20 protein-coding genes and 1 tRNA gene are annotated in these 21,679 nt (G+C 71.1%); 9 read left to right on the top strand and 12 right to left on the bottom strand.

The features are described 5' to 3' along the window. The first annotated feature begins 12 nt into the window (after positions 1-12). From J8403_RS24095 to J8403_RS24085, 3 genes are all read left to right on the top strand, one after another. Entirely contained in the window at positions 13-1,098 is a 1,086-nt protein-coding gene (locus J8403_RS24095; protein WP_211124974.1) for an S-(hydroxymethyl)mycothiol dehydrogenase, read from the top strand. Beyond that, a complete protein-coding gene (locus tag J8403_RS24090) occupies positions 1,098-1,736 on the top strand; it encodes an MBL fold metallo-hydrolase (RefSeq protein WP_211124973.1) in 639 nt (212 codons plus the stop codon). Before J8403_RS24095 ends, J8403_RS24090 begins: the two co-directional genes overlap by 1 nt. A gap of 61 nt (positions 1,737-1,797) precedes the next feature. Then, a complete protein-coding gene (locus J8403_RS24085) occupies positions 1,798-2,295 on the top strand; it encodes a hypothetical protein (RefSeq protein WP_211124972.1) in 498 nt (165 codons plus the stop codon). Positions 2,296-2,661: 366 nt separating this feature from the next. Here J8403_RS24085 and J8403_RS24080 read toward each other — a convergent pair whose 3' ends face one another. The 4 genes from J8403_RS24080 to J8403_RS24065 form a co-directional block, all read right to left on the bottom strand. Further along, a complete protein-coding gene (locus J8403_RS24080; protein WP_246585958.1) occupies positions 2,662-3,507 on the bottom strand; it encodes a LuxR family transcriptional regulator in 846 nt (281 codons plus the stop codon). 23 nt (positions 3,508-3,530) lie between these two features. Then, complete coding sequence (locus J8403_RS24075; RefSeq protein ID WP_211124971.1) at positions 3,531-4,235, bottom strand: helix-turn-helix transcriptional regulator; 705 nt, start codon at positions 4,233-4,235, stop codon at positions 3,531-3,533. 831 nt (positions 4,236-5,066) lie between these two features. Then, positions 5,067-5,324, bottom strand: coding sequence for a LysR family transcriptional regulator (locus J8403_RS24070; RefSeq protein ID WP_211124970.1), 258 nt, complete (start codon positions 5,322-5,324; stop codon positions 5,067-5,069). A gap of 304 nt (positions 5,325-5,628) precedes the next feature. Continuing rightward, positions 5,629-5,701 (bottom strand) — tRNA-Thr (locus J8403_RS24065). Positions 5,702-5,877: 176 nt separating this feature from the next. On the opposite strand from J8403_RS24065, the gene J8403_RS24060 reads away from it, so the two are divergent. The 3 genes from J8403_RS24060 to J8403_RS24050 all read left to right on the top strand — a co-directional run bounded on the left by J8403_RS24060 (position 5,878) and on the right by J8403_RS24050 (position 8,672). Next, complete coding sequence (locus J8403_RS24060) at positions 5,878-7,014, top strand: ABC transporter ATP-binding protein (RefSeq protein WP_119994499.1); 1,137 nt, start codon at positions 5,878-5,880, stop codon at positions 7,012-7,014. A 305-nt stretch (positions 7,015-7,319) separates the two neighbouring features. After that, positions 7,320-7,739, top strand: coding sequence for a hypothetical protein (locus J8403_RS24055; protein ID WP_211124969.1), 420 nt, complete (start codon positions 7,320-7,322; stop codon positions 7,737-7,739). Between the two features lie 132 nt (positions 7,740-7,871). After that, a complete protein-coding gene (locus J8403_RS24050) occupies positions 7,872-8,672 on the top strand; it encodes a nucleotidyltransferase family protein (RefSeq protein WP_211124968.1) in 801 nt (266 codons plus the stop codon). 386 nt (positions 8,673-9,058) lie between these two features. Here the strand turns inward: J8403_RS24050 and J8403_RS24045 are convergent, their stop codons facing one another. The 6 genes from J8403_RS24045 to J8403_RS24020 all read right to left on the bottom strand — a co-directional run bounded on the left by J8403_RS24045 (position 9,059) and on the right by J8403_RS24020 (position 16,524). Further along, positions 9,059-10,816 carry a DoxX family protein gene (locus J8403_RS24045; RefSeq protein WP_211124967.1) on the bottom strand — a complete coding sequence of 586 codons (1,758 nt, stop codon included), beginning with the start codon at positions 10,814-10,816 and terminating at the stop codon, positions 9,059-9,061. Between the two features lie 888 nt (positions 10,817-11,704). Beyond that, positions 11,705-12,655 (bottom strand): 23S rRNA (guanosine(2251)-2'-O)-methyltransferase RlmB, encoded by a 951-nt coding sequence (gene rlmB, locus J8403_RS24040; RefSeq protein WP_211124966.1) that lies wholly within the window; start codon positions 12,653-12,655, stop codon positions 11,705-11,707. Between the two features lie 196 nt (positions 12,656-12,851). Continuing rightward, the gene (gene cysS / locus J8403_RS24035; RefSeq protein WP_211124965.1) at positions 12,852-14,249 is read right to left on the bottom strand and encodes a cysteine--tRNA ligase; all 1,398 of its coding nucleotides are present in this window, start codon (positions 14,247-14,249) and stop codon (positions 12,852-12,854) included. Between the two features lie 179 nt (positions 14,250-14,428). Beyond that, the gene (gene ispF / locus J8403_RS24030; RefSeq protein ID WP_211124964.1) at positions 14,429-14,929 is read right to left on the bottom strand and encodes a 2-C-methyl-D-erythritol 2,4-cyclodiphosphate synthase; all 501 of its coding nucleotides are present in this window, start codon (positions 14,927-14,929) and stop codon (positions 14,429-14,431) included. Next, complete coding sequence (gene ispD, locus J8403_RS24025; RefSeq protein WP_211124963.1) at positions 14,919-15,713, bottom strand: 2-C-methyl-D-erythritol 4-phosphate cytidylyltransferase; 795 nt, start codon at positions 15,711-15,713, stop codon at positions 14,919-14,921. The genes ispF and ispD overlap by 11 nt, the downstream gene beginning before the upstream one ends. 328 nt (positions 15,714-16,041) lie before the next feature. Further along, the gene (locus J8403_RS24020; protein WP_009716930.1) at positions 16,042-16,524 is read right to left on the bottom strand and encodes a CarD family transcriptional regulator; all 483 of its coding nucleotides are present in this window, start codon (positions 16,522-16,524) and stop codon (positions 16,042-16,044) included. Between the two features lie 618 nt (positions 16,525-17,142). Between J8403_RS24020 and J8403_RS24015 the strand changes: the two genes are divergently transcribed. Beyond that, positions 17,143-17,862, top strand: coding sequence for a DUF461 domain-containing protein (locus J8403_RS24015; protein ID WP_211124962.1), 720 nt, complete (start codon positions 17,143-17,145; stop codon positions 17,860-17,862). A 108-nt stretch (positions 17,863-17,970) separates the two neighbouring features. On the opposite strand, the gene phoP is transcribed toward J8403_RS24015, so the two are convergent. Together phoP and phoR are read right to left on the bottom strand one after the other, a co-directional pair. After that, a complete protein-coding gene (gene phoP / locus J8403_RS24010; protein ID WP_014061580.1) occupies positions 17,971-18,651 on the bottom strand; it encodes a two-component system response regulator PhoP in 681 nt (226 codons plus the stop codon). Continuing rightward, positions 18,648-19,946, bottom strand: coding sequence for a two-component system sensor histidine kinase PhoR (gene phoR, locus J8403_RS24005; RefSeq protein ID WP_086708663.1), 1,299 nt, complete (start codon positions 19,944-19,946; stop codon positions 18,648-18,650). Before phoR ends, phoP begins: the two co-directional genes overlap by 4 nt. 315 nt (positions 19,947-20,261) lie before the next feature. Between phoR and phoU the strand changes: the two genes are divergently transcribed. Continuing rightward, entirely contained in the window at positions 20,262-20,939 is a 678-nt protein-coding gene (gene phoU / locus J8403_RS24000) for a phosphate signaling complex protein PhoU (RefSeq protein ID WP_211124961.1), read from the top strand. A 507-nt stretch (positions 20,940-21,446) separates the two neighbouring features. Further along, the gene (locus J8403_RS23995; protein ID WP_014061583.1) at positions 21,447-21,677 is read left to right on the top strand and encodes a hypothetical protein; all 231 of its coding nucleotides are present in this window, start codon (positions 21,447-21,449) and stop codon (positions 21,675-21,677) included. Positions 21,678-21,679: the final 2 nt, after the last annotated feature.

The raw sequence follows: 21,679 nt of genomic DNA, 5'->3' as shown, positions 1-21,679 counted from the left end.
TACGCTGCTGTCATGACTCAACAGGTACGCGGCGTGGTAGCCCCCGGCAAGGGCGAGAAGGTCAGGATCGAGACGATCGTGGTGCCGGACGCCGGCCCCGGCGAAGCGGTGGTGCGGGTCCAGGCGTGCGGCGTCTGCCACACCGATCTGCACTACCGGGAGGGCGGGATCAACGATGAGTTCCCCTTCCTGCTCGGCCATGAGGCGGCGGGCACCGTGGAGTCCGTGGGCGAGGGCGTCACGGAGGTGGCCCCCGGCGACTTCGTGATCCTCAACTGGCGGGCCGTCTGCCACGAGTGCCGGGCCTGCCGCCGCGGCCGCCCCTGGTACTGCTTCAACACCCACAACGCGAAGCAGCCCATGACGCTGACCGACGGCACCGCGCTGACCCCGGCGCTCGGCATCGGCGCGTTCGCCGAGAAGACCCTGGTGGCCGCCGGGCAGTGCACCAAGGTCGACCCCTCGGCCTCGCCCGCCGCGGCCGGGCTGCTCGGCTGCGGCGTGATGGCCGGCATCGGCGCCGCGCTCAACACCGGCAACGTCCAGCGCGGTGACTCGGTCGCCGTGATCGGCTGCGGCGGTGTCGGCGCCGCCTCGGTCGCCGGGGCACGGCTGGCCGGGGCCGCGAAGATCATCGCGGTGGACCTGGACGAGCGGAAGCTGGATTGGGCCCGTTCGCTGGGCGCCACCCACACCCTCCACGCGGGCAGTGTGGACGTCGTCGAGGCCGTCCGGGAGCTGACCGACGGCAACGGCGCCGACGTCGTCATCGAGGCGGTGGGCCGCCCCGAGACGTACCGGCAGGCGTTCTACGCCCGCGATCTGGCCGGCACGGTCGTCCTGGTCGGCGTCCCCACCCCCGAGATGAAGCTGGAGCTGCCGCTCCTGGACGTCTTCGGACGCGGCGGGGCGCTCAAGTCCTCCTGGTACGGGGACTGTCTGCCGTCCCGCGACTTCCCCATGCTGATCGACCTCTACCAGCAGGGCCGCCTCGACCTCGACACGTTCGTCAGCGAGACGATCGGGCTGGAGGACATCGAGGAGGCGTTCGCCAAGATGCACCGCGGAGAGGTGCTCCGCTCGGTGGTGATGTTCTGATGACCCCTCCGCCCGTACGCGTCGACCACCTCGTCACCTCCGGCACCTTCTCGCTGGACGGCGGCACCTGGGAGGTGGACAACAACGTGTGGCTGATCGGCGACGACCACGAGGTGTACGTGATCGACGCCGCACATGACGCCGACGCCATCGCGCACGCCATCGGCGACCGCCGGCTGCTCGGCATCATCTGCACCCACGGCCACGACGACCACATCGACGCGGCCCCGGCCCTCGCCGAGCGCACCGGCGCGCCGATCCTGCTGCACCCGGAGGACGAGGTGCTGTGGCGGATGCGCCACCCGGACCGCGCCCCGGACAAGCCGCTGGCCGACGGCGACGTCCTCACCGTCGCGGGGACCGAGCTGCGGGTGCTGCACACCCCCGGCCACTCCCCCGGTGCGGTCTGTCTGCACGCCCCGGCGCTGACCACGGTCTTCTCCGGGGACACCCTCTTCCAGGGCGGCCCGGGCGCGACCGGGCGCTCCTACTCGTCCTTCCCGACGATCATCGAGTCGATCCGGGAGCGGCTGCTGACCCTGCCCGCCGAAACGCTGGTCCGCACCGGCCACGGCGACTCCACGGTCATCGCGGACGAGGCCCCGCACCTCGACGCGTGGATCGCGCGGGGGCACTGAGCGGTGTGCGCGGGACCGCCCTCTCCCGGGCGGTCCCGCGCTCCATGACACCATCGACCGCGTGATCGACCTGGGCTACTCCCTTTCGCGCCGCTTCCCGGATCCCCCGCAGACGGACTACCGGACCGCGGATGTGCGCGCCCTGCGGCACGACCTGTTCTGCGGGGACGTGTACATCGCCGATACGGACACGGACCGCGAATTGTCCACAGCCTGGGGATGGGTGCCGGTGCTCGACTTCGCCTGGGCGCTGTGCGACATCGTGGAACGGCTCGACCGGGATCCGCGCGGCAGCCGCTCGGCCACCGTGGTCCACGCCGAGCTGGACTTCACCGAGTCGACGGACCGGATGCTCTTCGAGCGCCGCTTCGGATGGGTGGACATCACCGCGGACTGGGTGCCGCTGGAGGAAGCGCCGCTGACCTTCAACCACGCGGCGCTGCGCCGCGAGGCCCGCGACTTCCTGCACGATCTGACCGCCGACCTCATCGACATGCACGAGGGGCTCGGCGACAACCCCGTGGTGTGGGATCTGCAGTCGCGCTTCCCGCGCGTATAAGGCGCTGCGCGGCTCCGTGAGGTGCGGCGCGGGCCCGTGAGGTGCGGCACGGCCCCGTGAGGTGCGGCACGGCCCCGTGAAGCGTCGATTCAGCCCCGTGAAGCAGCGATTCAGCGGAGGTCCGGTGCGGCTGGAATCCGTCGCCGAACCTCCGCTCCGGCAGCGTTCTCGGGGGTTGAATGCCGCCGGTGGGAACTCTCCCCCGCGCCGCGGCACGGGGGCTGAATTCCCTCGCCGCCATATGTATCGACCGCCGAGAACCCTCCGCAAAGGGCACTACAGGAAGCTGCCAGACCCGGGCAGGGCCTCCCGGTCACCGGCCTTTCCGGCCTCCGGAGGCCCTGCTCCGCTCGCCGTTTCCGGCCATCATCTCGAGGGCTTCGGAGCGTCCTGGGACGGCGTCATGGGCAGCAGGCCCAATTCCGCCGCCCGTACCCCGGCCTGAAACCGTGAGTTGGCGCCCAGCAGGTCCATGATTTCAGCCACATAGCGGCGGTATGTGCGGACGGAGACCGCCAACTCGCGGGCCGCGACCTCATCGGTGGCCCCCAGCCGCAGCCGCTCCAGGATCGGCCGCACCATCTCCCCGCGCGATCTCTCGCCCAGCTCGATGCGCTCGCCGGCCGACAGCGCGGTCCGCCAGATGCCGTCGAAGAGCGTCTGGAGCGTCTCGATGACCCCCGAGTCGCGAAGGGTGGAGGCGCGTCGGCCCGCGGCCGAGTCCGCGCACACCAACGCGGCTTGGCCGTCCACGATGAGGGCGGCGAGCAGCGGGATGCGCGCCACCCGCACCTCCAGGGAGTTCCCGTCCCTCACATGCCGCTGTACGAAGCCCCAGTCCACGGTGTTCCGGGCACACAGCATCCGGGTGGGTACGGTGTCGCCGCCCGACCGCAGCCAGTGGTCGAGGACGCCGTGCAGAACGTGCACATGTGCGGCCTCCGCCGCCAGCACCACGTCCACCCGGTCGGTGGCCGTTCGCAGCAGGTCCTGCGCGGCGGCGTGCACTTCCTTGTCGTCCGCCTCGACGGCCGCCACCCACGAGTTCCGCAGCTGCCGGTCGCGGTGCTTGACCACCGTGGATTCGATGAGCGCCTGGACCGCCAGGAGTTCCTGGGTGATGTCGTCCCCGGGGTGCTCGTCGTCACCGTCGCCGTCGCCGTCCTCGTGCTGTCGCTGGACTCCGGCCCCCTTTGGCGTAGGAACCCTCATTGCCCTCACCCCCGTGAATTCGCTCAATCCACCAGCTCGCTGCCCGATGGGGTGAGCAGCCCGAGCTCGACCGCGCGCACCCCTGCCTGGAAGCGTGAGCTCGCGCCCACGTCCCGCATGATGGTCGCCACATGGCGGCGATAGGTTCGCAGCGAGATCTGGATCTTCTTGGCCGCGACGTCGTCGGTGTGCCCCTCGCTGAGCCGCTCGAGGATCACCCGCATGGAGTCCGAGCGGAGCCGCTCGGCCAGCCTCAGATGTTCATGCACCGGCATCGCGCTGCCCCAGACCCCGGCGAACATCAGGTAGAGCGCGCGCACGGAGGCGAGATCGGTGTTGACCGTGGCGTAGCGACCGTCGCGCTCGGGCCCCGAACGCCCGAACGCCGCCTTGCCGTCGACGATGACGGTCCCGTGCAGATCGGCGTCGGTGACCCGGACGTCGAAGCCCAGCTGGCCGCCGCGCGCCGCGGCGAGGACGCCGTGGGGGACCGCGAGCACCTGCGGGGTGCACAGCAGCCGGACGGTGACACCGGACTTGGCCACCGCGGCGAACCGTCCCATCAGCGCGAGCATCGGCCTGGCCCGCTCCAGCGCGCCCGGAACGATCACGCTGACGCTGTACTTGGCACCGGCCAGCAACCGCCCGACGGACTGCGCGACCGCCACTCCGTCGGTGACGAGCACCATGGGCGAGGGCTGCGGCGGAATGCTGCGGTGCAGGGTCACCGCCGATTCGATGAGCTCACATACCTGCTGGAGCGTCTCTTCTACGCCGTCGGATCTTCCACTTGAATTCGACAGTTCTGACATGACTCCCCCATGCGGTACGCGACATCCCTGCCGCGTACCCGTCGATGAAACGCCGAGCGGCCGGACGGCCGGGGCTCAGCCGTATGACGCCGACGCATTCCCCAGTGTTCTCATCCCCGAATGACTCGGGCATCGGAACTGCCCACTCCCCCTTGCACCCCCGCACATTCACATACATTCACATACGTTCAAGTGCGGGTTAACTTGCGTGCGCTCTCCCCAGAAGGCCGCCCCCTAAGCCGTGCGGCGGCGAGATTAGTTCGCTGGCCGCACCTCAGTCAATGCATCATAGTTGATAACGTTCAGATAAATCGGTCACCCCTCGAACGGAAACTGATCCCGCTCCGTTCCCGGGCCCCGGGATTGACATCAAGTTGCACATCTGCCGGGAAGCGCGGCTCGGACGATCGCGCTCCGGACGCAGAGCGCAGTCGGAGGGAAACGGTGAGCTATCAAGACAGGGCCCGATGACCGCTTGCTGTCAGCTATCCGCCGACGTCGGCCTCGATACGACCCGCTAACTTCGCCGACCACCGGCCAACGTCGCGAAACCGCAGGTCAATCAGGTGTTCACCGGACCGAAAGCAAGGTCTGCGCAGAGCCGCCGCACCCCGAAGGTGACGCACTTTACAGTGATGACAGCGCTGTCCATGCATGGGCGCGGATATGCCGCAAGGGTGCGATCCGGACTGTACCGGTCGAGACCGGTGCACCGGGCCCACTGTGGGACTTCCGGTGACACGCCCCTCAGGCCGCCGCACACGCGTCCTTCATGTCGTCGATGAGGGCCAGCACTGCCCGCGCGGACGGAAGAATCGCGCGCCCCGCCTTGGTCAACTGAGTACCGGTGGAGTCACGCGTAAAAAGCCGCACACCCAAAGCCTGTTCAAGGCATTTGATCTGGTAGCTGATGGCCGGCTGTGAATAATCCAGCGCCTTTGCCGCCTCATCCATGCGTCCGATCTCGGCGATGGATACGAAGGCACGAACCTCACGCTCATGCATTTCTTCCCCCTTATCCGCGTCCAGGCCATATCAACGGATCGAATCCCGTTCGGCAACAGCGGATGCAGGAAGCTGCAAGTGGCAACATCATCCGACGCCGCCGTCCGGGCGACGCCCGGCCCATGAACCCGGCCCCGCGGCCCCGGCCCGGCGGCCCCGGTCCCGCTCGACCCGCGCCACCGGCTGGCGGCGGGCCGCGGGCCAGCGGGCCCACGGCCCACGGCTCCGGCTCCGGAAGATGCCGCCGAGAGCGCCGCGGCAAGGAAAAACCGCAGAATCACGTGTGTGATCTGCGGTTTCGCAGAGCCGACTGTCGGGTTCGAACCGACGACCTTCGCTTTACAAGAGCGGTGCTCTACCAGCTGAGCTAAGTCGGCATCCCCAGCAGTGTACCCGCCCCCGGGACATGATCCGTTCGAAAATTCTCGTGGCCTGCCTAGAGACATGGCCGCCCTCTGCGGTATAGCGTCACGCCAATCCACCTCCGGTGGACTAGACCCCTCCTTTACTCGGATCGTCCGGCACGTTCCTGCCGGTGAAGGGACAGATCACCATGGCCACGGTCACGTACGACAAGGCAACCCGGGTGTACCCGGGCACTGAGAAGCCCGCCGTCGATCAGCTCGACATCGCCATCGAGGACGGCGAGTTCCTCGTCCTCGTCGGCCCCTCCGGCTGCGGAAAGTCCACCTCCCTGCGGATGCTCGCGGGGCTGGAGGACGTCAACGGCGGGACCATCCGGATCGGTGACCGGGACGTCACCCACCTGCCGCCGAAGGACCGGGACATCGCCATGGTGTTCCAGAACTACGCGCTGTACCCGCACATGTCCGTCGCCCAGAACATGGGCTTCGCGCTCAAGATCGCGGGCGTCAACAAGACCGAGATCCGGCAGAAGGTCGAGGACGCGGCGAAGATCCTCGACCTCACCGAGTACCTGGAGCGCAAGCCGAAGGCACTGTCCGGTGGTCAGCGGCAGCGTGTGGCGATGGGCCGGGCGATCGTCCGGGAGCCGCAGGTGTTCCTCATGGACGAGCCGCTGTCCAACCTGGACGCCAAGCTCCGTGTGCAGACCCGTACGCAGATCGCCAGCCTGCAGCGGCGGCTCGGGATCACCACGGTGTACGTCACCCACGACCAGGTCGAGGCCATGACCATGGGCGACCGGGTGGCGGTGCTGAAGGACGGCCTGCTGCAGCAGGTCGACTCGCCCCGCAACATGTACGACCGCCCCGCCAACCTCTTCGTCGCGGGCTTCATCGGCTCGCCGGCGATGAACCTCGTCGAGGTGCCGATCACCGACGGCGGTGTGAAGTTCGGCAACAGCGTCGTCCCGGTCTCGCGTGAGGCGCTGAGCGCCGCGGCCGACAAGGGCGACCGCACGGTCACCGTGGGCGTCCGGCCCGAGCACTTCGACGTGGTCGAGCAGAACGGCGGCGCCGCCAAGGCCCTCACCAAGGCGTCCGACGACGCCCCGGCCGGTCTCGCCGTCACCGTCAACGTCGTCGAGGAGCTCGGCGCCGACGGCTATGTCTACGGCGCCGCCGAGGTCGGCGGCGAGGACAAGGACCTGGTCGTCCGCGTGAACGGGCGCCAGGTGCCGGAGAAGGGCGCGCAGTTGCACGTCGTGCCGCGGCCGGGCGAGATGCACGTCTTCTCGACCTCCACCGGGGAGCGGCTCAGCGACTGAGGCCGCTTGGCCAGGTAGTCGTTCCGACGGCGCCGTTCGTCCGCTGCACGCGGACGGGCGGCGCCGTCGCGTTGTGCGGGGGCGGCTGTTGGGTTGTGCGGGGCGGCCGTCGCGTTGTTGCGTTGTTGCGTTGTCGATAAATTCCCCGACATTTCGACCATTTCGGCCCCGAGCGTCAACCTCCCGATCGCCAAGGGTGGTTTTCCATCACCCAGCCTGGTGACGGAATGTCGCCAAATCGTCGCTCCTCGCTACGATCGCCGCGTACCGCAGTCCCGTACCACCCACCCGCGAGGAACTACCCCGTGAACACCGCAGCCCGCCGCATCGGCAGAACACTCGCTCTCGTCCTCCCCGTCGTGCTCGTCCTCTCCGGCACCCTCGCGGTCACCCGCGTCCCCTGGGCCTCGCCGAGCGCCGAGTCGCAGATCCTCACCGCCTCCTCCGACCGGGCGTCCACCCACGCCACCCACCGGGCCCCGCACGAGCTGCTGCGCGACCGGCTGCTGGCCGAGCTCCAGGAGAAGAACCCCTCCGTGGCGCTCACCCACCTCCAGGCCGCGACCGCCGAACGGCCCTCGCTCGCCCAGCACTGCGCCTCCATCGCCCGTGCGCTGGGCCGCGCCGCGGTCGCCAAGTACGGCGGTGTGAGCCGCGCCCAGGCGTACGCCCGGCCCGTCTGCGACACCTCGTTCGCCTCCGGTATCACCCAGGCGTACCGCTGACCGCGTCACCCGTCCCGCCGAGGCCGCGCGGCTCCCGCCGCGGCCCGTACCGCCCGTGCTCTTCCCGCTCTTGCCGCCGTTCCCGCTCCGGCTCCGCCTGCGGCGGTCCTCCCACCGCATATGGTGCGGTTCATGAGCGATGACGACGAGCGCAGACCCGGGCATCCCCACCAGACCGCGCGCCCCACACAAGCCGTCGTCCTGGCCGGAGGCCAGGGCTCACGGCTGCGTCCGTACACCGACGACCGCCCCAAGCCGATGGTCGAGATCCCGGGCACCGGGACCCCGATCATCGGCCATCAGCTGGCCTGGCTGGCCGCCGAGGGCGTCACCGACGCCGTGGTCTCCTGCGGCCACCTCGCCGCCGTCCTCCAGGACTGGCTCGAGACGGCGGACCTGCCGCTGCGGGTTCGGACCGTCGTCGAGAAGGAGCCGCTGGGGCGCGGCGGCGGCCTGAAGTTCGCCGCCGCCAGGCTCCCCGAGCCCGACCAGCCCTGGTACGCCACCAACGGCGACATCTGGACCCGCTTCTCGCTCCGCGACATGGCGGACTTCCACGACGAACGCGGGGCCACCGCCACGCTCGCCCTCGCCCGGCCGCGGATTCCGTGGGGCGCGGTGGAGACCAATGAGTTCGGGCACGTCCTGGACTTCATCGAGTCGCCGCCCTCGCCGTATCTCATCAACGCGGGCGTCTACGTCTTCTCCGCCGCCTTCACCGCGCTGCTGCCCGACCGGGGCGACCATGAGCGCACCACGTTCCCGCGCCTGGCACGGGAGCGGCGGCTGGCGGGGTTCCCGCTGCCCCAGGGCGCGTACTGGCGGGCCATCGACACCGCGAAGGATCTGACCGAGGCCGCGAAGGAACTCGCCTCGGGCCCAGCCCCACAGGGCCACGGCTCCTTCGACACAGCCCCGGTGCCACACGGCTGAGCGGCTGCGCGCGGGCGACTGTGCGTGGAGGCGGGGGCTCCCCGTTCCCGGTGCCGGGGGCTTCGATGGCCGGGGGCTTGAGTGCCTCGGTGCTCGGGGGCTCGGGCGGTGCCGGCCTGGCTCGTCGCCCGCCCGCGGGCGGGGCGGTGTTGAGCGCCTCAACAGGCGTCACCCGCCCGTTGATCCCTCGTCCGCCTGCGGACTCGCTGTCCGCTCACGGGCGAGGCGGGTTGGTGAGCGCGGGCACCGGCCGCCGCCCACCCGCTGGGCCCTCGCCCGCCTCGCCCGCCTCGTCCGCCTCGTCCGCCTCGGACTCCTCCGGCCCCTCGGGCTCCTCGGGCTCCTCGGGCTCCCCCGGGGCGGTGCCCCGTTGGTCCTGGCCCGGCTCAGCCGAGGAGGCCGCCCAAGGCGGCCTCGTCGGTGGCCGGGTCGCTGTAGCTGGACGTGTTGTCCTCCGGCGGGCCGCCCTCCGGGCCGCCCGCCGACATCCCGCCCCCGGCGCCGCCCAGCGACGACGGGCCCGCCGTCGGGGCCAGGGGGTGGCGCGGAGAGCGGGGGGTGGTGCCCAGGCCCGGGCGCGACCGCGATCCGTTGCTGGGGCGGTCGGACGTACCGGACGCGGGCCCCGTCGCACTCGGCACCCCGGAGGAGGACGCCGACGCCGAGGCGGACGGCTTGGCGCGGTGCGGCAGCCGCTCGCGCGGCGACGGCGCACCGGCCGATCCGCCGCCCGTGCCCATCGGCCCGCGCTGCCCGCCGCGCGGGCTCTCCACGGACTTGCTGGGCAGCGGCGAGCCGGGCAGGTTGTTCGTCGGCAGATCGCTCGGCTCCGGCGCCTTCACGACCTCCGAGGACCGTACGGCGGTGCCCAGCATCGAGCCCATCAGCAGCGTCAGCCCGGCGACCACCATCGCCATCACACCCCCGCGGCGCAGCACCCGGCGCCGCAGCTCCCACAGCTCGGCCCGGGGGCCGAGCCGCCGCCATGCCTCGCCGGCGAGCCGGGCGTCCGCCGAGTAGACCGGAGCGCCCGCGATGACCAGCGGGCTCCAGGCGGCGAGGTAGATGATGTCGGGCGCGTCGTAGACCGGCACCGTACGCCAGCTCACGGTGAGGATCAGCGCGGCGGACAGCAGCGCCCCGAACGAGGCGGCCAGCCGCTGCCACAGCCCGAGCACGGTGAGCACCCCGACCACGATCTGCAGGAACGCCACGGTCAGCCCGGCGCCCACCGGATGCTCCAGCGCCAGGTCGCGCAGCGGCTCCGCGATCGGCCAGGGGTGCAGCGTGCGCAGCCAGGTGACCATCGAACCGCGCTCGCCGCCGTCGAAGTAGACGGGGTCGGAGAGCTTGCCCATCCCCGCGTAGACGGAGATGAAGCCGAGGAAGATGCGCAGCGGGAGCAGGACGACGCCGAGGTTCATCCGGCGCCCGGGGTGGTAGGCGTGGCGTACGGACTCGGAGTGGCGGCGCGGACGCGGCACGGTGGCGCTCCGCGGCTCGGACCCGTCGTCGCCGTCGATGGCGCCCGGTCGTCCGGAGGCCGCGCCGCGCCGCTCCGCCCCGGCCGCCCGGGCCGCCGCGCTCGCCCCGCTCGCCCCGCTCGCCCCGGCCGGGCCGTCCGCGCCCGGACGGCGCCGCCCGCCGGACGACCGGGGCGCGTTCTCCGTACGGGAGCTGCGCGGGCCGATGACCGTGGGGGCGTCGTCGTCGAAGGCGATCCGCGGCAGCACCTGCGTGGCGCCCACGTCCTCGGCGCCCTCCCCGGCCCGGGAACGGCCCAGGCCATCGGACAGGCCATCCGACAGGCCGTCGGACAGCCGGTCCGAGAGGCCGTCGGACAGACTGTCGGTCAACCCCTCGGCGGAGTACCGCACGGCCTGCAGCAGCCGGGTCGCCGCGGTGTCCCCGCCGGGGCGGGTGCGGCCGCTCCACACCACGGGCGGCCGACGCCGGCCCGGGGCCGGGACGCGGGTGAGCCGGGCCGTGTTCGTCAGCGCGCTGCTGACGACCGGGGCGCTGAGCTGCACCCGGAAGCTCGGGGCGTTGACGGCGACCTGCGCGGGATCGCATGGCACCTTGGCCATGGTCAGCTGTGGCTCGTCGTCGAATCCCCGCGCGCTTCCCGCCAGGGGCGAAGGCATGCGGGCTTTTCTGGTCTCCACGCCCAACTAACCGAGTGACGGACGGGAAAGACACTGCCGGGGACGTCCCGATCTGTCCGAGGCCCGTCAAGATCATCGGCCACGGGACCAGCCCGGGCCAGGCCACCCACACCCCGGCCCACGGCCGAACCGTGCACGCCATACGCCCGCCCCGGGCCCGCACCACGGCCTAACCGCACTGGCCTCGGCCCGGCCGGACCCACACCACGACCAACCCGGACCCGCACCACAACCGCCTCGGGCCCGCCTTACGGTCACACCCGGCCCACACCACGACCGCGCCGCGCGCGCCATACGACCGCCCCGGGCCCGCACCACGGCCTAACCGCACCGGCCTCGGCCCGGCCGGACCCGCACTGCGCCCGCCCCTGGCCCACGCCACAACCGCACCGTGCACGCCTTGCGCCCGCACCGGGCCCGCACCACGGCCTAACCGCACTGGCCTCGGCCCGGCCGGACCCACACCACGACCAACCCGGACCCGCACCACAACCGCCCCGGGCCCGCTCGGTCGCGGGGCGCCTGGCGGACCCGGCGAAGTCGGCCCTGGTCCGGCGGACAGCCGACAGCGGCTCTCGGTCCGGACCGGGGGCAGCCGCCACGCAGGCCCTGGGGGCGGCCGCCGTCGGCCAACTCAGCGCCTCCGGCGGTCGAGGGGCCCAACCCAGCCCCTCCGGCGATTGAGGAGCGGGGTCTGGGGCGGAGCCCCAGCCGGGGGCCCGGTCAACCGCACCGAGCCTGCTCCACGACCGGAGCCAGCCGACGGCACCCCTGCCAGGGGCCCACCGGATCAAACAGACCTGCCGCCGGCCAACGCCCCCGCGCCCAAGGCCCCCGCCCAAGGCCCCGCGCCAAAGACCCGAACACCTACGCCCGCCGCCGAGCCGCCTCGTACAGGACGACCCCCGCCGCCACCCCCGCGTTGAGCGACTCCGCGCCGCCCGGCATCGGAATCCGCACCCGCAGATCGCAGGTCTCGCCCACCAGCCGCGAGAGCCCCTTCCCCTCGCTGCCGACGACGATCACGAGCGGGCCGTCCAGCGCCTCGACGTCCTGCAGTTCGAGCTCGCCGTCCGCGGCCAGCCCGACCACCGTCAGGCCCGCCTTCTGGTAGGCCTCCAGCGTCCGGGTGAGGTTGGTCGCGCGGGCGACCGGGGTGCGGGCGGCGGTGCCCGCGGAGGTCTTCCAGGCGCCCGCGGTCATCCCGGCCGCGCGCCGCTCCGGTACGACCACGCCATGGCCGCCGAAGGCGGACACCGAGCGGACCACCGCGCCCAGGTTGCGCGGGTCGGTGACGCCGTCGAGGGCGACGATCAGCGGGTCCTCGCCCTCGTCGAAGGCGGCCGCGCTCAGGTCCTCGGGGTGGGCGTACTCGTACGGCGGGACCTGGAGCACCACACCCTGGTGGTTCAGGCCGTTCGTCATCCGGTCGAGCTCGGGCTTGGGCGCCTCCATGAGGTGGATGCCGCCGCGGTCGGCGGCCAGCTTCAGCGCCTCGCGCACCCGGTCGTCGCTGTCGATGAACTGCTGCACATACAGGGTGTTCGCCGGAACGCCCTCGCGCAGCGCCTCGACCACCGGGTTACGGCCCACCACCAGCTCGCTCGAGCCCTTGCCGCCGCGGCGCGCGACGGGGCGCTTGGCCGCCTGGCGGGTCCGCGCGTTGGCGATCCGCTGCTTGGCGTGTCCCTTGCGCATCTCGGCGGGCGGGGTCGGCCCCTTGCCCTCGAGGGAGCGGCGCCGCTTACCTCCGCTGCCGACCGTCGCACCCTTCTTGTTGCTGGTACGGCGGTTCCTGCGCTGGCTGTTGCCGGCCATGAATGGTCACCTGTCTCTTCACTGCTCAGCGCTGCTCAGCAAGCGGCTCGGACGCCGAACGTCACCCGTCTGTGAGGTCAAAGGCGTCTGTGCGGTCATTTGTACGGTCACAAGTGTGCCGCCCGGGGCGCCGGGCGGCACAACACAGGAGGTCAGGGCCTCACGGAAGCCCAGGGCCGCACCGGAGGTCAGGGCCTCAGCGCTGGCCCAGCTCCCAGCGCGGTCCGGACGGGGTGTCCTCGATCACCAGCCCCGACTGCTGCAGCTGATCGCGGATCGCGTCCGCCGTCGCGTAGTCCTTACGGGTCCGCGCGGCCTGCCGCTGCTCCAGGACCAGCCGGACGAGCGAGTCGACCACGCCGTGCAGATCCTCACCGCGGTCCGAACCGCCCGCCCAGTGCTCATCGAGCGGGTCGAGGCCCAGCACGCCCAGCATGGCCCGCACCTCGGCGAGCCGGGCGACCGCCGCCTCCTTGTCGTCGGCGGTCAGGGCGGAGTTCCCCTGGCGGACGGTGGTGTGGACGATCGCGAGCGCCTGCGGCACCCCGAGGTCGTCGTCCATCGCCTCCGCGAAGGCGGGCGGCACCTCGGCGGCGGGCTCGACGCTCCCGGCCTTCTCCACCACTCGCTGGACGAAGCCCTCGATCCGCGCGAACGCCGACTCGGCCTCGCGCAGGGCCTCCTCGCTGTACTCGATCATCGACCGGTAGTGCGGGGTGCCCAGGTAGTAGCGGAGCACGATCGGACGCCAGCGCTTGACCATCTCGGAGACCAGCACCGAGTTCCCGAGCGACTTGCTCATCTTCTCGCCGCTCATGGTCACCCAGGCATTGTGCGCCCAGTAGGCGGCGAAGTCGTCGCCGAACGCCTTGGCCTGCGCGATCTCGTTCTCGTGGTGCGGGAAGATCAGGTCGACGCCGCCGCCGTGGATGTCGAAGGCGCTCCCGAGGTACTTGTGCGCCATCGCCGAGCACTCCAGGTGCCAGCCGGGACGGCCGCGCCCCCACGGGGTCTCCCAGCTCGGCTCCCCCGGCTTCGCCGCCTTCCACATGGCGAAATCACGCCGGTCGCGCTTGCCGATCTCGCCCTCGCCCGAGGGCTGGCGCAGCCCGTCCAGATCCTGGTTGGAGAGCCGCAGATACTCGGGGAACGAGCGCACGTCGAAGTAGACATTGCCCTCGGCGGCATAGGCGTGGCCCCGGTCGATCAGCTCCCGCATCATCTCGATCATCTCGGGGACATGACCGGTCGCCCGCGGCTCATAGGTCACGGGGAGGCAGCCGAGGATGTCGTACGCCTGGTTGAAGGCGCGCTCGTTCTCGTAGCCGATCGCCCACCACGGCCGCTTCTGCTCCGCCGACTTCGCGATGATCTTGTCGTCGATGTCGGTGACATTGCGGATGAACGTCACGTCGTAGCCGCGGTGGGCGAACCAGCGGCGCATGATGTCGAAGTTCAGCCCCGACCTGATGTGCCCGATGTGCGGGGCCGCCTGCACGGTCGCGCCGCACAGGTAGATCGAGACACAGCCCGGCCTGAGCGGGGTGAAGTCACGGATCTGCCGGGCGCTGGTGTCGTACAGGCGAATAGTCACGCATCAAGGGTAGTGGGAAGTGAACGGTGCCCTGTGCGGCTTCCCCGGCGGGGACACAGAAGCGTGACACTCGGGACGAAACCGGGGGCGTGGGACGCGTGGGCGGCAGCCGAACGTCCCCGCCCCGCTACCGCCGGACCACCAGCGTCCCCACTACCGCCGGACCACCAGCGCCCCCGCTACCGCCGGACCACCAGCGCCGTGGCGATCGCCGCGAGGCCCTCGGCGCGGCCGGTCAGGCCCAGGCCGTCCGTGGTCGTACCGGACACCGAGACGGGGGCGCCCACCGCCGCCGTCAGCGCCTTCGTCGCTTCTTCGCGCCGCTTGCCGATCTTGGGTCGCACGCCGATCACCTGGATCGCCACATTGCCGATCTCGAAGCCCGCGTCCCGCACGATCCGGGCCGCCTCGGCGAGCAGCGTGGTGCCCGCGGCGCCGGACCACTCGGGGCGGTCGGTGCCGAAGTGGGCGCCGAGATCGCCGAGCCCGGCGGCGGAGAACAGCGCGTCACAGGCGGCGTGCGCGGCCACATCGCCGTCGGAGTGGCCGGCCAGTCCGTACTCTCCGTACTCCTCACCGTCCCACAGCAGCCCCGCGCACCACAGCTCACGGCCCTTCTCGAAGGCGTGCACATCCGTGCCGATGCCCACCAGGGGGAGCGCTACCGGGTCAGAAGCCATCGTTCGCCCTCCTGCGCGCCAGAACCGCCTCGGCCAGCACCAGGTCCAGCGGCCGGGTCACCTTGAACGCCTCCTCATGGCCGGGGACGACCACGACCTCGACGCCGAGCCGCTCCACCATGCCCGCGTCGTCCGTCGCGCCCTCGCCCTCCAGGGCGATCTTCTCGTGGGCGGCCACGAGCGTGGCGCGGTCGAAGCCCTGCGGGGTCTGGACGGCGCGCAGCAGGGCGCGCTCGGGGGTGCCGACGACCGGTTCGGGCTCGCCGGCCCGCTCCCCGGTGCGCGGCTCGACCTGCTTGACGGTGTCGGCCAGCGGCAGCGCCGGGACGACGGCGGGCGATCCGTCCCGTACGGCGGCGGCGACCGCGTCCACCGTGTCCACCGGCACCAGCGGCCGCGCCGCGTCGTGCACCAGCACGGTGGTGACGGTCTCGGGGACGGCGGCCAGCCCCTTGCGCACCGACTCCTGGCGGGTCTCGCCGCCGGGCACGACCACCACCTCGGTGGTGTCGCTGAGGCTGCCGCTCAGCGGATACGCGTCCAGCAGCCGCCGTACCTCGTCGGCGCCGTCCGGCGGGGCGACCACGACGACGAGGGAGACGGAGCGGGATCCGGCCATCGCCCGTACGGCGTGGACGAGCATGGGTGTGCCGCTCAGCGGACGCAGCGCCTTGGGGGCGCCCGGGCCCAGCCGCACGCCGCGGCCCGCGGCGGGGATCACGGCGGCGGTGCGGGCGGGTCGGCCGGACGCGCCGGAGCCGCCGTGATCCGGGGTCGCGGACATTGAGTTGGCGTTCAGGTTTGCTTCCTCAGCCGAGATGGGTATGGCCACAGCGTGCCGGGCGCGATGGCCCGACCGGCCCCTTCCGTGACGTCCGGTCGAGTCAGCTGCCCGGGCCCGGCACACCTTGTACCGCGCACCGTGGCGTGGCTGAGCGCACCGGCACAGAGTGCGACGACCGGGGGCTCGTCAGAGATCACCACGTGGAGATCCAAGGGATCACCGCATGGGGATCACGGCGTCCGGTGCGTACGCATGCCGCAGCGCCCGGCGACAGACGACTTAGCGGGAATAAGAGGTCTGAGTCACTCGGGCACCACGGCATTGATATTCAGGACGCGAGAACCTCGTCGAGCAGAGCCTCGGCCTTGTCCTCATTGGTGCTCTCGGCGAGAGCGAGCTCGCTCACCAGGATCTGGCGGGCCTTGGCGAGCATGCGCTTCTCACCGGCGGAGAGTCCGCGCTCACGCTCTCGGCGCCACAGATCGCGCACGACCTCGGCCACCTTGATCACATCGCCGGAGGCGAGCTTCTCGAGATTTGCCTTGTAACGACGGGACCAGTTCGTCGGTTCTTCCGCATACGGTGCACGCAGCACCTCGAAGACCCGATCCAGCCCGTCCTGGCCGACCACATCACGCACACCGACGAACTCCGCATTGTCCGCCGGCACACGAACCGTCAGGTCACCCTGAGCGACCTTCAGCACCAAGTAGGTCTTGTCCACGCCTTTGATCTGGCGAGTTTCGATGGCCTCGATCAGCGCGGCCCCGTGATGGGGATAGACCACGGTGTCGCCAACCTTGAACGTCATGTGACAGGTACCCCTTCCGTGGCTATCCAGGGTAACACGGGAACGCCTTCTTCTGAATGGCGTTTTCGCAGGTCAGGGCATATCTCGGGGCTTGACAAGTGCGGCCGGAACGTGCTGCACGAGGCGTGCGGAACCGGGTATTCGCAGGTGGGAGCGGCTGTCCGGGCACCCGGAAACCCGCCCGTTACGCACCCGAAGAAGCCCGGACGAGTGGGCGTACGTCCCGTTTTGCCGGAGTCCAGTCGATGGACTTCCGCTACTCCGTTCGGATCAGGAGCGAGCGATCCGGCCCCGATTCGCGAATTGATCACAGACTTGATCACACAGAGCGCATCAAGTGTGTGATCAATTCTCGGACATGCATGGATTCCTTACCGATAATCTCCCGCGTGAACGGCCGAGCCGATATTCGGGACTTCAGGACGGCGCCGTACGGGCGTCGTACGGACCCCGTACGGACCTCGTAACGCATGCCGGAACCGGCAGCGCACGGATGCGCCGGCCGGGGCCGAGCGCCTTGGGGCGGGTCGGGTGCAGGCCGAAGAGGGCGGATCGGTAATCTAAGCGCGCTGATCCAATCTTTACCTCGTCTACCTCGTCCTAGGAGATGCCGCCGCCGTGAGCAGCAGCCTTCGACGCGGCGCCCTCGCCGCAGCCGCCATCGTGGTCTCGGTCGCCCCGCTCTCCGCCTGCGGAGCCGGGAACGACGCGCAGACGCTGGAGGTCAAGCCCGACAACGCCGCGACCGCTGTCGGCGATATCAAGATCCAGAACGCCACGGTGGTGACCCAGCCGGACCGCAAGGCGAAGGGCCCGGCCGTCGTCACCGGCCGGCTCTTCAACAACGGCAAGGGGGCCCAGACCGTCAAGGCCATCACCCTCCCCGGCACCAAGGCGCGGGTGAAGCTCAGCCCGGCCAAGGGCAAGAGCGGCCCGGTCGTCGTCCCGGCCGGCGGCTCGGTGGCCTTCGGCGGCAAGGGCAACGCCTCCGCCGTCATCAGCGACGGGCGCGAGGCCGCCAAGGACGGCAACGCGGAACGGGTCGTCTTCGACCTCAGCTCGACCGGCAATATCCCGGTCACCGCGTTCGTGGTCCCGGCGACGAGCTACTTCAAGGGCTGGGGCCCGTCCCAGCTGCCGACCGCCAAGCCGTCGGGCTCGGCGACGCCCGGTGGCACGCCGAGCGGTACGCCCAGTGGCAAGCCCAGCGGCACCCCGTCCGGCACGGCGACCAACAAGCCGGGCGACACGGCGAGCGGCCAGCCGGGCTCCGAGAGCGGCGGCGCCACGAACGGCATCGCGACGGGCGAGCCGACCCCGAACGGCGGCGGTCACTGAGACCGTCACCGGGGCCGGTCACCGAGACCGGCCCCGGACATGCGCGAGGGCGGTCCTGGAGCTTTCCAGGGCCGCCCTCGCGCATGGGTCCGGCTTCACGGATATGGCTTACGGCTCGAACTTGTAGCCCAGACCCCGCACCGTGACCAGGTACCGAGGCGCACCCGGGTCGGGCTCGATCTTGGCCCGGAGTCGCTTGACGTGGACGTCGAGCGTCTTGGTGTCGCCCACATAGTCCGCGCCCCAGACGCGGTCGATCAGCTGCATCCGGGTCAGCACCCGGCCCGCGTTCCGCAGCAACATCTCCAGCAGGTCGAACTCCTTCAGCGGGAGGTCCACCTTGCCGCCGCCGACCGTGACCACATGGCGGTCCACGTCCATCCGGACCGGACCGGCCTCCAGGGCGGCGGGGGTGATCTCCTCCGGCTCACCGCGGCGGCGCAGTACGGCTCTGATCCGGGCGACCAGCTCACGTGAGGAGAAGGGCTTGGTCACATAGTCGTCGGCGCCTATTTCCAGCCCGACCACCTTGTCGATCTCGCTGTCCTTGGCGGTCACCATGATCACCGGGACATTGGACCGGCCGCGCAGCTGGCGGCAGACCTCCGTACCGGGCAGGCCCGGCAGCATCAGGTCGAGCAGCACCAGGTCGGCGCCGTTGCGCTCGAACTCGTCGAGGCCCTCGGGCCCCGTCGTCGCGATCGCGACCTCGAATCCCTCCTTGCGAAGCATGTACGACAGCGCGTCGCTGAACGATTCCTCGTCCTCGACGACCAGAACTCGGGTCACGGAAGGACCTCCGGGGCAGAGAGTGGTTCATTGGTGAAGGTCTCGTACGGCCGGCCGTGGTCCTCGCCATCGAGGTCTGCTCCGGTGTCGTACGACTCGCTCGACTCGCTCGGCTGGCTCCTCGAGCGGTCCCGGTCCCGTGCCGCACCGGCTTCCGGGAGTCTCAGGGTGAAGGTGGAGCCCTGTCCTTCGGCGCTCCACACGGTGACCTCCCCGCCGTGCGAGGCGGCCACATGTTTGACGATGGCGAGACCGAGCCCGGTCCCGCCGGTCTGCCGCGAGCGGGCCGGATCGACCCGGTAGAAGCGCTCGAAGATCCGCTCGCGGTCCTTCTCGGAGATGCCTATGCCCTGGTCGGTCACGGCGACCTCGATCAGGTCCCCGCCGGTGGCGGGGATGCGGCGGGCGGCGATGCCGACGCGGGTACGGGCCGGGCTGTAGTTGACCGCGTTCTCGACGAGGTTGCCGAGCGCGGCGGCCAGCTGGCCGCGGTTGCCCCAGACGTGCAGATCGGCGGTGCCGCCCGTGGCCATCGTGATCTGCTTGGTGCCCGCCTGGTGGCGGCACCGGTCGATGGCCTCGGCGACGAGCTCGTCCACCCGGACCGGCTCGGCGTCCTCCAGCGGGTCGTCGTTCTGCACCCGGGAGAGGTCGATGAGCTCCTGGACGAGGCTGGTCAGCCGGGTCGCCTCGACCTGCATCCGGCCGGCGAAGCGGTTGACCGCCTCCGGGTCGTCGGACGCGTCCATCACGGCCTCGGACAGCAGGGACAGGGCGCCGACCGGGGTCTTGAGCTCATGGCTGACGTTGGCGACGAAGTCCCGTCGCACGGCCTCGATCCGGCGGGCCTCGGTGAGGTCCTCCACCAGCAGCAGGACCAGCCGGGAGCCCAGCGGGGCCACTCTGGCGGACACCGCGAGCGCGTCCCCGCCCCGGCCGGTGCCGCGGCGCGGCAGATCCAGCTCGATCTGGCGGATCTCACCGTCCCGCCGGGTGTCTCGGGCCATCGCCAGCATCGGCTCCACGGCCAGCTTGCCGCCGCGCACCAGGCCCAGCGCGTACGCGGCCGAGCTTGCCTTGACGACGGCGTCCGCTTCGTCGAGGACGACGGCCGAGGAGCGCAGCACCGACAGGACGGTGTCGACGCCGGGCGGCAGCACGGCGTCGGTATGCAGTGAGGAGCGCGTAGGCTTCGCCTGTTCACGCTCGCTCCAGCGGAACGCCAGCATGGCGATGACGCCGGTGCACAACCCGGCGAGCGCCGCCACTGCGGCGATCGCCGCGTTCACGTTCATGCGTCCAGGTTATGCGGGCGGCGAGACCGCTCCACAGCCCCGTGACGATCCCCTTGGTCATACGTTGCCGAGAGTTCACCGCGGCGTCGGTATCGGTTCACTCCGGACGTTTCGCCGGGCAGGTGTCACACGGGGCGGCCGGGGTCACGTTGCCGAGAGTTCACCTGGGAGTTAGGTGTGATTAACGCCCGATGCCGGAAGCGGACGCGTTCCGGCCGGAGCGTGGAAGTGTGGGGCCCTCGAGGGCAAAAGCCACGGAGATCTGCCAGAAACCTGTCAGAGATCGTCACCGAGAGTCAGTGAAAGAGGTCAGTGATGCGGGACGCGTACCACGAGGAGCTTGATTCGATCGGGGACGGCCTGGTCGACATGGCCCGGCTCGTCGGTTCGGCCATCGGCCGTGCCACCACTGCCATTCTCGACGCGGACCTCAAGCTCGCCGAGAGCGTCATCGCCGCCGATGAGAAGGTCGATGATCTGCAGCGGGATCTGGAGGGACGGGCGATAGCCCTGCTGGCCCGGCAGCAGCCGGTCGCCACCGATCTGCGGATCGTGGTGACCAGCCTGCGGATGAGCGCCGATCTGGAGCGCTCCGGCGACCTCGCGCAGCATGTCGCCAAGCTGGCCCGGCTCCGCTTCCCGGACTCGGCCGTGCCGCACGATCTGCACGCCACGATCCTGGAGATGGGCCAGCTCGCGCAGCGGCTGATGGCGAAGGCCGCCGAGGTCATCATCACCAAGGACGTCGACCTCGCGCTCCAGCTGGAGCAGGACGACGACGCGATGGACCTGCTGCACCGCACCCTCTTCCAGCACCTGATGGACGACCGCTGGAAGCACGGCATAGAGACCGCCGTGGACGTCACGCTGCTGGGCCGTTACTACGAGCGGTTCGCCGACCACGCGGTCTCCGTCGCCAAGCGCGTGGTCTACCTGGTCACCGGTGAGCACGCCGACGAGATGTCCCCGCAGGGAGACGTCGAAGGGGCGTGAGCGTCCGCGACGGCGTGCATCGAAGCGCCGTCGACGCGCCCCTGCGCGCGGCCGCCGGGTCGTCGGCACCATGAAGAGCAGGTGACGTGACCCCTCCCGAGGAGGCGACGCATGGCGGACCTCTCCAAGCCCGAAACCCCTCCGACCCAACCCGTCGGCAACCCGGTCGGCGCATGCGGCTGCGGATCGGGCTGCGGCTGCGGCTGCCAGTCCGGCGGTCCGTGCCAGTGCGGCGGCTGCTGCGGCTGACGGGCACGACCGCACGACGTACGACCGGCAGGATCGGCGCGACCGCACCACCGCACGACCGGCATGACGGAGGGCCTGGGACCGGGTGACCGGTCCCAGGCCCTCTGCCGTCGGCCCCGTGGGCCGGGCCCTCTGCCGTTCGGCCTCGTCGGTACGTCCCTCTGCCGTTCGGCCTCGTCGGTACGTCCCTCTGCCGTTCGGCCTCGTCGGCGTCCCGCCCGAGGTGCGGGCGGCGCCGGATGCGGCGAGCCTGGTGCTATGGAGGACAAGACCCCGGCCCCTGCCCGCGTCGTGGTGGACGAACCGCTGGACGGCCGCCGTCGTGTGCTGATCGACGGCCAGGACGTCGGCGTGGTGGTGAGCGCGGACGAGCTCCGGCGGCTCCTGCAGCGCGCGGGTGTGCTGGAAGAGAACGCGACCCTCGACAACCCCGAGCTGATCGAATGGAACGGCGGCGGCCCCGGCGACTGGCCCGCCGCGCCCCGATGACC

The organism is Streptomyces yatensis, assembly GCF_018069625.1.
Taxonomy (GTDB): domain Bacteria; phylum Actinomycetota; class Actinomycetes; order Streptomycetales; family Streptomycetaceae; genus Streptomyces; species Streptomyces yatensis.
This window is presented reverse-complemented; position numbering and strand designations above follow the sequence as displayed.

Bases quoted from the DNA above. Each gene is read 5' to 3' on its own strand.
- J8403_RS24050 (WP_211124968.1), top strand. From the start codon at position 7,872: ATGAGCGATGACGACGAGCGCAGACCCGGGCATCCCCACCAGACCGCG.
- J8403_RS24060 (WP_119994499.1), top strand. From the start codon at position 5,878: ATGGCCACGGTCACGTACGACAAGGCAACCCGGGTGTACCCGGGCACT.
- phoU (WP_211124961.1), top strand. From the start codon at position 20,262: ATGCGGGACGCGTACCACGAGGAGCTTGATTCGATCGGGGACGGCCTG.
- J8403_RS24095 (WP_211124974.1), top strand. From the start codon at position 13: ATGACTCAACAGGTACGCGGCGTGGTAGCCCCCGGCAAGGGCGAGAAG.
- J8403_RS24080 (WP_246585958.1), bottom strand. From the start codon at position 3,507: ATGAGGGTTCCTACGCCAAAGGGGGCCGGAGTCCAGCGACAGCACGAG.
- rlmB (WP_211124966.1), bottom strand. From the start codon at position 12,655: ATGGCCGGCAACAGCCAGCGCAGGAACCGCCGTACCAGCAACAAGAAG.
- ispD (WP_211124963.1), bottom strand. From the start codon at position 15,713: ATGTCCGCGACCCCGGATCACGGCGGCTCCGGCGCGTCCGGCCGACCC.
- J8403_RS24090 (WP_211124973.1), top strand. From the start codon at position 1,098: ATGACCCCTCCGCCCGTACGCGTCGACCACCTCGTCACCTCCGGCACC.
- J8403_RS23995 (WP_014061583.1), top strand. From the start codon at position 21,447: ATGGAGGACAAGACCCCGGCCCCTGCCCGCGTCGTGGTGGACGAACCG.
- ispF (WP_211124964.1), bottom strand. From the start codon at position 14,929: ATGGCTTCTGACCCGGTAGCGCTCCCCCTGGTGGGCATCGGCACGGAT.
- J8403_RS24045 (WP_211124967.1), bottom strand. From the start codon at position 10,816: ATGCCTTCGCCCCTGGCGGGAAGCGCGCGGGGATTCGACGACGAGCCA.
- J8403_RS24020 (WP_009716930.1), bottom strand. From the start codon at position 16,524: ATGACGTTCAAGGTTGGCGACACCGTGGTCTATCCCCATCACGGGGCC.
- phoR (WP_086708663.1), bottom strand. From the start codon at position 19,946: ATGAACGTGAACGCGGCGATCGCCGCAGTGGCGGCGCTCGCCGGGTTG.
- J8403_RS24070 (WP_211124970.1), bottom strand. From the start codon at position 5,324: ATGCATGAGCGTGAGGTTCGTGCCTTCGTATCCATCGCCGAGATCGGA.